Source organism: Robiginitalea myxolifaciens (genome assembly GCF_900115205.1).
Lineage (GTDB): Bacteria > Bacteroidota > Bacteroidia > Flavobacteriales > Flavobacteriaceae > Robiginitalea > Robiginitalea myxolifaciens.
In genome coordinates this window covers 208,558-220,959 of record NZ_FOYQ01000001.1, presented here as the reverse complement: position 1 = coordinate 220,959, position 12,402 = coordinate 208,558, and the positions used below count along the sequence as shown (strand labels likewise).

Genomic DNA, 12,402 nt, shown 5'->3' with positions numbered 1-12,402 from the left:
CAACGCCTATTGGGCGTTTGGCAACAAAGCTTTGCGCATCCCCTGTATGCGCGCGTATTTTGAGGCTATATGTTTCAAAACGCGTTCATGGGGAAGCTACGTTTTCTAATCATCCTGGGCTTTTTGGCCCTTTTTTCACATTCGACCTACGCTCAGTTGAGCGATCTGCATTATTTACCACCTCTCAAACAGGGGCGAAATAATCAGGGTATTCGAGATCAGGCCATTTATCTCTCTACTCCTGAACCGACAACATTCACCGTAAACGCCTACCGTGGAACCAATGCTACCCCCATAGCAACCTTCAATATCTCCAATGTTAACCCTGCCGTATGGACGCTTGCCGATGGAGATAACAACATTACCCTGGTCAATAACAACAATACAGGGATAGTACTGACCAATAGCGGTTTGCGCTTTGAAGCGCCCAGTGGAAACAAGTTCTACGTGAATTATCGTGGAAATTCCCAGAACCAGGCAGCCTCCCTAACAGCTAAGGGACGCCAAGCATTGGGACAACGATTCAAATGGGGAGGTGTCCCCAACCTCGGAGCACATAACTCCAAATCCAATACCCTGGGGATTATGGCAACGGAGGATAATACTACTGTCCGACTTTTTGGCTATGATCCAGGCTGTGAATTTCGAGTAGGGAATAACCGGGCAGGGATTACCGCTGATACCTACACCGTTACCCTGGATGCTAACGAATCCTTCGTTTTTGAAACCTATATCGGGACAGCACCTACTCAGGCGCACGAAGATGGCTGGATTGGTGCAACGATTGAATCGGACAAGGATATTGTTATCAGTAACGGTTCCATCAACTTTGGACGCCAGGCTGGTTCGGGAAATCGCGATGCCGGTATAGACCAGCCGGTCCCAGAAAACCGCCTGGGAAAAGAATATGTGTTTATCCGTGGAAACGGAAATGCCAACGGATGGACCGAATTTCCGCTGATCATTGCGACCTCAGACGATACCCAGATTTTTGTAAACGGAAGTGCCACACCCATTGCGACCATTGACAATGGGGAATATTTCCAGATCCCCAGTAACAACTATTCCTCCAATACGGTGGGGGCCAATATGCTGGTGGAAACCTCTAAGGATGTCTATGCCTATCAGTGTATGGCTGGGGCTACCACCCCGTACACTCAGGGGCTGAACTTTGTGGCTCCGGTGAATTGTTTACTGCCCGATGTTATGGACAACATCCCGGATATCCGGGATATGGCCGGGCTCAACGTAACCGGAGGGATGACGATCATTGCCGCGGTAAATACCCCGGACGCCAATATAGTGGTAACGGATGGTAATGGCACGGTGGCCTTACCCCCTTCAAATCCGGTGGCGGGATCCAGCGATTGGAAAACATTTTTCATACCCAACCTAAACGGAAATGTAAGCGTACAGTCTACTGGCCCCATGGCAGTGGGCTTTTTTGGGTATAATGGAGCCCGTGGAGTAGCTGGGTATTTTTCCGGCTTTGATACCCTGCCTGAGGTTACCCTCGAAATCCGGGGAGGAAGCGGATGTTTTGTGGGATCGGAACTCTTTGAAGCTACAAGCAATAATTTCGATGCCTTCCAATGGTACGAAAACGGACAACCCATTCCCGGGGCCAACGGTCCCAGTTACGCCCCAACAGGTGCCGGGGAGTTCTTTTTACGGGGAACCAAGGGACCCTGTACTTACGATAGTAATGCCATCCAGGCGCTTTATTGCGACCCGGATGTAGTTGTGGAAAAGACCGTTGACCAGGCCGAGATTATGGAAGGGCAAACGGCCACCTTCACGATCCGGGTACAGAACCTTGGGGTTGGTCCATTGACCAACCTTCAGATAACCGACAATATTCCCGCCGGTCTTACCCTGGTAAATGCCTTTACCATAACGGGTAGCTTCAGCGGTAACCTGTGGAATATCGGGACCCTGGATGGAGGGGACACCGCCTTTCTGGAATTGGAAGTGCGCGCAGATGAAGTCGATACGCTTCCCCTTGTAAATCTGACCAATACGGTTAGTCATACCCAGGACCAGGTCGATGCGAATATTACCGAAGATATACTTTCCGCGAGCGTTATAGTCCACAACGATTACGACAACGATGGGATCCGGGACGTCGTTGATTTGGATGACGATAATGACGGGGTCTACGATACCGAGGAATGTTCCGGCCTTTCCTTTAATATCTCCAGCGGAGCCTCACACTCCAGTGCCCTTTTCAGCGTGGACAATTACATGGTCCTGGATATTTTTAGTCTTGACAATTCCTTTAGCCTGGAAATCAATGGCACGGACCTGGCCGGGGAAATTCAATTCCAAAATGCTGCCGGGAATTTTGCGCGTTTCCTCGATGGCTTCGGCTATGGTGAAAATGGGAACCCCCAAGTATATACTTTAACCGGCACTCCGGGTACCCCATTATTGCGGGTTATTATTAACGAACTGGGGGAGTTGCAACTCTTTGGTTCCCGGACCTCAAATGGTCCTTTGGAGCCTATGGTACTGACCACCCCACCTACGACCTTTACCTGGAATCCCGCTGCGAATAATCTGGTTATTGGCCAGGCTGTGGTGGGACCTACCAATATGCAGGGTATGTTATTGACTGCGGGTTGCGACACAGATGCCGATGGCCTTCCCGACCAGTTAGATCTGGATAGCGACGGAGACGGTTGTACCGATGCCGTTGAATTTTATAAGGACAATACAGCCGATGGAGGAGATGGTGGTGAGTACGGAAGTGGAGTTCCCGTTGTGGACCCTACGGATGGAACGGTTAATGCCGCATCCTATACCCGGGTACTCGCGCCAGAAATTTTGCTCGGCAACACCTCCGAAGATCTTGGAGGAACCGATATCAACGGCCAGGGGGTTAGCCTGGGTCAAACCTATAATTATGTGCTCCGTTTTCAGAATACCGGAGACGACGATGCCGTAAACTATACCATCCGAAATATCCTGCCGGGCAATGTTACCCTGGAGAATATTGACATTTCCAATGCTCCGGGGGTAACCCATACTTATGATGCGAATACCCGGACCATAAGTTTTGAAATCCCTGACAACTTGGTGGAGGTAGGCGATCCGGAGTATAGCATCCGGATAACGGTTCGGCTTTCGGGCAATTGTTCGGATTTCGTGAATGCCTGTGCTTCTGAGTTGCAAAACCTGGCCTATTCCACTTTTGAAGGGGCCTCCACAAGTACGGTGTATACCGACGAACCCGGCTCCTCCAATTTTCCATGTGAGGTGACCCCTGAGGTTGCTACCAACAATATTCTTGACGACCTGGCCAATTGCGATCAGGCGCGAACGGTACAACTCTGTGGAGACGACGTGGTCCTGTTTGCCGGAACCGGATTTACCTCCTACAGTTGGGCGATCGACAACAACAATAACGGACAAATCGACGCGGCAGATACCGTACTGAACGATGGAGATCCGGATAATGATCCGAGTACCTTATTGGTTACGGATATCGGGAACTATATCGTTGAAAAATCCAATGGCGGTGGCTGTCCCGACCAGACCGAACGCATTACTGTAGAACGTTTTGGAACTACCCAGACCAACCCGATTATCGACTATTTCAACCAGGTTAATTCGGACAGTAACCCGGATAACGATATGCAGGGGGAAATCGTGACCTGCTCCGTAGACGGGGATCTCCTGCCCAAGATATTCCTGTGTGGGGAGAACGATGAGGCTCTGATCCAATTGGGAATTACCGATGCCACCAGTATCGTTTGGGAACGTCTGGACGAAGCGAGCTGTGCGGATTCAGGAGACGATTGTGCCAATAAAAACACAGCCTGTTCCTGGACTAATCTGGCTACCCAGGATAATTTCACGCTCACCGAAAGCGGAGAGTATCGCGTGGTAATCAATTACCAAAATGGCTGTTTCAGTCGTTTTTATTTCAACGTATTCAAGAACAATCTGGATATCAACTACACCAATGAAGATATCCTTTGTAGTACCCCTGGAAATATCCGGGTGACCAATATTGGAGCGGGCTATGGCTTCCAATTGGTCGATGCTAATACCAATGCCATCGTAGTGCCGTTTTCGGCTAACAATGGTCCTAATTTTGATATTGCAACCAGTGGGACTTACGTGGTGCAGGTTACCCAGTTAGATCCGATCAGCGGGGATCCTATCCCGGGTAGCTGTTTGTTCGAAACCGATGATATCGGAATCCTGGAACGGGATTTCCAGGTTAACCTCAGTACTACTCCTGCGGATTGTAACCAATTGGGAACGGTTGCTATCCAGGCCCTGAATGTCTTGCCCAATTATTCCTATGAATTGAGACTGGACGATGGGACCAATGGAGGCCAGGGAACCCTTGTGGCCCAGGAAGTGGCAACAAATGACAATACCCATACCTTCCAGAATGTAAATCCCGGAGATTATCTGGTGGTGACCTCTACGGAGGATGGATGTTCAGATACCCAGCCCATAACGGTTGATGAAATTCCCGAATTGACCCTGAGCGCGGTGACCAGTGAAAACATTACCTGCTCTGCAGGAATTGTGATACTTACTCCCGGAGGGGGCTCGCCCAGCCCGGATTATCAATTGGCTGTCTGGAGTAAAGATGGGGTTCCACTATACGCAGATGCTGCAAGTGTTCCGGATGCGGCCAAGCAAACGGCAACCAGTTTCCTCTTTGGTTATCGGGGAACTCCTGCGACCTATTTCCCCAACGAAGATGGCGACTATGTCTTTATCGTTTTTGACGGAAATGGCTGCAGTAGTTTATCCAACGCGGTAACTGTGGAAGACCTGGGCGGGGTTTCGGTTACAGCTTCCCATTCGCCCATTGTATGCGCCGATTCGTCCAGTTCCACCTTAACGATTTCGGCCAGCGGGGGGAACGCACCGTATCAGTATAGCCTGGATGGGGGTGCTACCTATCAGAGCAGCAATACCTTCGTTAATATGGCAGCCGGATTCTATACCATCACGGTAATGGACTCCAGTGGTACGGCTTGCGTTGAGACCATTGCTTATGAAATAGACCAACCCTTCCCCTTAAATGCTTCTCCTTCTATTATTGAGGATGCTTCGTGTAACCCGGCCGGGGCACGGGTGAAAATTCGCAACACTACAGGCGGGCAGGCACCTTATGAGTACAGCTTCGATGGAGGTTCCACCTTTGATGGCACTGATGAGCGACTGTTGCTGCCGGGCAACTATCAACTTCAGGTGCGCGATGCGCTGGGATGTGTCCATACTATGGAGCTCGAGGTTCCTTCCCCGGTTGCTGATCCAACTTTAAGCAGTGATATCGCTTACAACTGTGACGGTACGGCGACCCTGACCCTGAACACCAGCAACACCAGTGATTTTGACTATACCTATGCCCTGGATGGTACACCAAACACGCCTGGGGATAACAATGTATTTACCAATCTGAGCGCCGGCACTTACACCGTAACGGTAGGATATGCCTCGGCCCTCACCCCGAATCAAAGCACCCTGTTCTTTGAAGACTTTGGCAGTGGTCCCTCAACCCAGATCGCTGAAGTAGGTACAGACTATTGTTTTGAGCCTCAGGATGGATCTACCACGAACTGCAATCGGGGACCTGCTGGGATCCTTGTGAATGGGGAATACACAGTAACGAATTTTGTCACCAACCCGGTACCCTCCTGGTTGAGTCCGCAGGATCACAGCGGGCTGGCTGGCGGTCGTTTCCTGGCTATTGATGTCAGTACATTCTCTGACACTGGTCTTCCGGTGTTGAACTCTGTATTGTGGGCCCGTCGTGACCTTGAAGTTTTGCCAAACGAAGAGATTACCCTGAATTTCTGGGCGTATAACCTGATGCAGGTGGGGAATGCCGGGAACAACCCTGAAGTCCTTGTAGAGATCCTGGACAATACCGGAACGGTTATCCACTCTGAGGTTGCTCCTGCCATCCCAAAGAATAATAACGATACAGACTGGCACGAAAGAACGATAACTTTCAATCCCGGTGCCAACACTGATATCGACATTGTCTTCAGAAGCAATGTAAACAGTAACGACGGGAATGATCTCGTACTGGACGACATTACGGCCTATCAAACGGCCGAGGTTTGTGAGCGCACTCAGGATTTGAATGTGGTTATCGAAGCCGACCAGGCATTTGATGCGCAATTACTGAGCACCAATGACCCAAGTTGTAATGGTGGTTCTGACGGTTCTATTCGTTTTGAGGTAGCCAATTTCACCGGTGGAGTAGGGTATGAGTACTCGCTGGATGGCGGGACCACCTGGACCAGCTCCCTGAATACCTCTGAAACTACCGCTGCGATATTAGCTGCCGGAACTTATACCGTTCAGGTCCGTAAGCTCGATGAACTAACCTGTACAGTGAGTTTCGATGCTACCTTATCTGAGCCAACAGCAATTATTCCTCAGCTCAACCTGATTGCGGATTACACCTGTTTCAATACCGGTGCTACGCTGGAAGCTGCTGCAAGCGGCGGTACGGCGGGATATGAGTTCCAATTAGAGGACACCGCAACGGCTGTGGTTCGTCCTTACCAGTCCGGGACCCTGTTCAACAATGTACCCGACGGTTCGTATATCCTAAGGGTTCGCGATTCCAGAAATTGTGAAGTGGCCACAACAACTGCGGTGGTTGTTACCGCCCCACAGACGGTTGATTTTGATGTAACGGCAACAACTTGCTATGACGGTCAGAACAATGCCCAGGTTACTGCAACTGTGAATACCGGTAATGGAGGATATACCTTCCGTATCAATGGAGGCGCATGGCTTACTCCAACGCCGGCTACTGTAACTACCTATACCTTTGGTGGACTTTCCGACGGAACCTACACTGTGGAAGTCAGTGATTCCTTCGGATGTGTTTCGGCCCCGGAAAGTATCACCATTAACCCAATGCTGCAGGGGCAGCTCGATATCCAGGATATCAGTTCTTGTGGAGATGGAAGTATTACCGTTACTGCCTCAGGTGGGGATACCAACTATAGCTATGCCTTCCTGCCCACCGGAACTGCGGTTCAGGACACCGATTTTGGTGCTGCGAACGCCTACACCGTAACCCCTGGAAACGCAGGAGACTACGATGTTTATATCCGAGACAATAGCGGTACTGCTCCCTATTGCCAGTATATGGAAACGGTTACTGTGGCTACAGCACCAGCCCTGGCGTTTACGGCTACACCTGAAGATGCCGAGTGTTTCGGAGAAACCGGGAATATTGCGGTCAGTATTACTGCAGGGGAGGGCCCTTATACCTTTGAGCTGGTCGATACCGATAATGGGGTATCTGATGAAACCCAAACCGGCGTGGTCGCTACGACAAGAACGTATTTCAACCTGCTGCCCGGACAATACGATGTAATCATTACGGATAGTCACGGATGTGTCGTTACCGATAGCGGCATCGTAGTCTCGCAACCCGCAGAACTCACAGCCGATATCAACGGTGTGACCCCGGCATCCTGTACCGGTCTGGTCAGTGATTTTGGATTCAGTTTCAGTAACTATCCGGTGCTGCCTGGCGGAACCATAGAGTTCAGTGCCGATGGCGGAGCTACCTGGACCGGGGATAATACCATTCCCGGAACTACGGACGAATTAACCGGCTATGTCTCAGGTTCAACGGTAAATCCATCGATGCGAACCGTGGATGGCTTCGGAAATACGGTGTGTCAAACCGATTTCCCTCCATTCGTAATCCCCTTCCCCCTGGACGACCTGGATATTACGATCCTGCCAATTATCGTGAACTGCAACGAACTGCAGGTAAGCGTACGCGGTTCCAATGGTACGGCACCTTATGAATACACCTTTTCCGACGACCCGGCCAATTTTGATCAGGTTACTCCGGTCAATGGCTGGACGGCCCCCGTTGCTGCTGGTTCAACCTATACCTTCCCGGGATTGGTACCCGGAAGGACCTATTCCTTCTACGTGCGCGATGCCGTGGGTTGTGTGCGCCAAAGTAGTGTCAACGTTAACGACATCGTGACCAATCCTATGGAAATCGATGCCGCCTTTGAACCCTCCTGTAGCGGTTCGAATGATGGGGAGATTACCTATACCATAACCGATACCGATGGGTCTACAGAGCCCGACATGCGTTGGACCCTTTACGATATCGATGACAATCCAATTACTTCAAGCGGTGGAGATGTACCTTATTCCGGTACCATTACGGTTACCGGCCTGGCTCCCGATGAATACTACATCGTTGTGGAACAAGTCAATGGTGGGGTGGTTCAGTGTACCTCAGCAAGTGAAAACCTGTTGTTACAGGAACTCGATCCGATTACAGCCACCTTATCCAAGATTCAGGATATCAGCTGCGAAGGCCCCGGAATTATTTCGATTGACAATATCCAGGGTGGGGGTGGAACCTACACCTTCACGGTAACCGGACCAGCTCCTTTCGCTCCCATGGTGGGGACCGCAGATAATCCGATTGAAATCCCGGCTAATTCCCCTGCCGGAAACTATGATGTGACCATAACGGATCAATTCGGGTGCAGTACCCCGCTGGGTAGTATCGCTATGGATTTGTCTCCAAACCCGACAATCGACGCCATAGCCATCGATAACTGTACTGCTTCGAATACGGTTTCCATTACCGCTAGCAGTACTTCGCCAACGATCATGTATTCCCTTGATGGTGGAACCACCTATCTGGATAATGGGGGAACATTCACCAATGTGGCAGCAGGTACCTATATCGTTATGGTAAAGGATGGTTTTGGATGTACAGCTTCCCAAAGCATCGATGTGCAGCCCTCCTTGCAGGCCACTGCTTCGCTTACGGCTACCTTGGGCTGTGGCGCTGGTAATGAGGCCGAGATCCGGCTGGAGGTGACCTCCGGATCGGGATCCTATGATTACGAAGTTATAGGGACTCTGGGCACCCTGGTTGCCCGGCAGGCTTTGCCTTCCACCGTGCAGAATATCAGCGTGAATACGGCCGATACCTATACGGTTACTGTCTTTGATACGGGAACCTCCGGACCGGAATGCAGTCGCAGTTTTACCCTGGAAATTCCGCCCGCTATTGTTCCGGATTTCAGTGTAAACCCTTCGGATACGAGCTGTTTTGGCGCTGCGGATGGAACCATTGCTATAACAGAGGTAAATAATGGAAATAACCCGCTCACCTATACGCTGACACCAAACAATGGGAGCTATAACGCGGCTACCCAGACTTTCGAGAATTTGCCAGGTGGAACCTACCAGGTAATCGGAACCGGACCAAACGGTTGTACTACAATCGTTTCAAATATCCAGGTAAACGAGCCCGCGGCCATCACCTTTACGATGCCGGCGGTAACCCCATTTGGATGTTCCGCAGGAAATACAACCACCAACGCCACTGTTGCCTGGGATGTGAGCAGTATAGCTGGAGGTAGTGGTAATTATGTTCGCTTTGTCTTTGTGGATAACGCGACCAGTACGGTCTTGCAGGATGGGGCCGCTACCACCTATACCCATACCGATTATGCAGGAGGAAGCATCCTCGTCCGGGTCTTCGACGATATGGGCTGTACCGAATTTACCATCGTCAATATCCCGCCTTATGACGAGTTGCAAGCAGCGACGGTACAGGTAGACGATGCCATAAGCTGTGTGAATGCCGGGGAAGACATCTCCATCGATGTTACCGGGAGCCTGAGCACCTATGCTTCCAATCCGGGTAATTACGAATTCCGACAGCTACCGGCCACCACCTATCAGGCGACCAATCAGTTTACGGACCTCGCTCCGGGAACTTACACTTTTGGGGTGCGCAATGTAAATACCGGATGTGAATTGCTGGTAGAACATGTAGTAGCAGAACCGAACACCTTCGATGTGCTTGTGGATAAGCTAGCGGATGCCGTTTGCTTCGGGGATGATGGCAGCATACAATTGACGCTTGTAGATGCTACCTATGCCGGAGGATTTAGCTGGAGTATTTACGCCACCAATGGTACACCTGCCGATCGTTCAGACGATGGAGCAGCCATACTGACCGGAAACTCGGCAACTGCAGGTCCAACTCCTGCCATTGCTGTGGCAGCCGGAGACTACCTGGTGGAAGTAACCCAGGACGCCTTCCCGGACTGTTCTCAGGTACGGTTCTTCAGCATTGCTACCCCAAGTGCCCCGCTTTCTTTGGCACCGATCGATCTAACGCAGGTTGGATGTACCAATGACCAGGGAAGTGCTTCGGTGACTCCTCAGGGTGGGCAGGCTCCTTATGATATAAGCCTTACCCATACCGGAACCGGTAATGTGACGGTAATTACGCAAGTTACCGGACATATTTTCCAGGGATTAACCGCAGGGCAGTACGATATTAGTGTTACCGATGCATTAGGATGTACTGAAGTCTCTACCAACGCTTTTGAGCTCTTATTGCCAGATCCGATTACCGGGACCATTTCTAACACTACGCTCTTGTGTGAGGGCGATGTGGATGCCACGGTAAGTCTTGTTCTGAACCCTCGAAATGTGCCGAGCACCTATCGCTTTATCCTGAATCAGTACAGCGATACCACCGGTACAACAGTATTGGAGACTACTGCCGCCCAAACCGCAGCGACCTTCCCGAATCTGGGAGCTGGTTTCTATGCTATCACCGTTCTGGACGATATGGGATGTTCCTTTGAATCGAGTATCGTGGAAATTCCGGAACCTGTTGAGGTTAATGCCCAATTGATCACGACCCAGACCCTGAGTTGCCAGCTTGGTGCCGAATTGGAATTACGTGCATCGGGAGGAACAGCGCCCTATACCTGGAGCACCGATGGAATATCCTTTAGTGCAATGAACGGGGCAGCCGGGCCGGATACCCATGTATTTACTAACGTTGCCGACGGCACGTACCAATACTATGTACGGGATAGCTTTAACTGTATTTCCGTGATCTCCAATGAGATTACAATAAACCCGATAGCCAACCTTGTCCTCGATATCGATAGTTCGTCGGCCAGTGTTAATTGTTCCGGCGATAGCACCGCAGTAATTATTGCGGCTGCCGACGGCGGGCTCGGAAATTACCAGTATGCCTTGTTTACCGATGCAGCCCTTACCGCTGAAATCCGTCCAAACCAGGCATCGGGTACCTTTGCGGACCTACCGCAAGGCACCTATTATGTGCGTGTTCAAAGCGAAGACTGTGAAACGGCCTCCGCGGCAATTGCAGTCGACGAACCTACACCACTGGTAGTACAGCCTACAATTACTGATATTACTTGTGCGGGTGCTCGCGATGGAAGCATAACACTCGATGTACAGGGCGGGACAGGGCCTTACCAATTCGCAATCACTCCGAACCTCAACCAGTTTGTCGATGACAATGTATTCGATGAGCTCGAGCCTGGAGATTACACAGTAATCGCTCAGGATGCGTTGGGATGCTTCGAAGTAATTGACTTTACCATTACTGAACCAGCCGAACTCACCCTGAATACAACCGTACTGGATGAGGTATGTTTTGAAAGCAATGACGGGGCCGTAAGCCTTGATATCAATGGAGGAACAGCTCCCTATAGCTCTGCCTTAAACAGCAATAATGATTCCGATTTTGCTGCCGGGATTATCGAATACAACAACCTCCCTGCCGGAACACATGTAGTGTTTGTGAGGGATGCCAACGGATGTGAAATTTACCAGGTATTTGAAGTAGCCAGTGGGGTGAATCTGGCCGGGGAAGTTCAGGTCGAATATCCCTGCGATATGGGTGTTGCAACCAATTCAGTGAGCCTTGCTTTTGAAGACGATACAATCTTGGGCAACGTACTCTATGGCCTGGATACCACGGATCTTAATGAGATGGTAATGGACGGTACTTTCGAAAATCTTTCCGGAGGGGACCACTTCATTACGGTAATCCACAGCAACGGATGTGAAAACACTTTTGACTTCGAAATCATTGAATTTGAGCCGGTTACCCTGGATTTGACCGAGCCGGGCATCAATACCATCCTGGCTACTGCTGCCGGGGGTACGGGTAATTATACCTATACCTTTAACGGGGTAGATAATGGAGATGATCCCGAGTATTATATCACGGCAACGGACACCTATTCGGTGACCGTAACGGACGAAAACGGCTGCTCGGTAACCGAGGAAATATTTATGGAGTTTATCGATATCGAAATCCCCAACTATTTCACTCCTGATGGCGATAATGTCAATGATATATGGCGACCGAATAACATTGAGCCATATCCGAATATTTACATTGTGATATTTGACCGCTACGGACGGGAGCTCTATCAATTCTCAGGGAACCAGGACGGGTGGAACGGTCAGTACCAACTCACCGACCTGCCTTCGGGGGATTACTGGTATATCATTAAACTCAACGGAGAAGCCGATACGCGCGAGTTCGTGGGCCACTTTACACTCTATCGTTAA

1 protein-coding gene is annotated in these 12,402 nt (G+C 50.4%); it reads left to right on the top strand.

What is annotated here, in order from left to right:
• Nucleotides 1-87 precede the first annotated feature (87 nt).
• Complete coding sequence (locus BM318_RS00960) at nt 88-12,402, top strand: T9SS type B sorting domain-containing protein (RefSeq protein WP_245759704.1); 12,315 nt, start codon at nt 88-90, stop codon at nt 12,400-12,402.

Coding starts and splice junctions, on each gene's coding strand:
- BM318_RS00960 (WP_245759704.1), top strand. CDS start 88: ATGGGGAAGCTACGTTTTCTAATCATCCTGGGCTTTTTGGCCCTTTTT.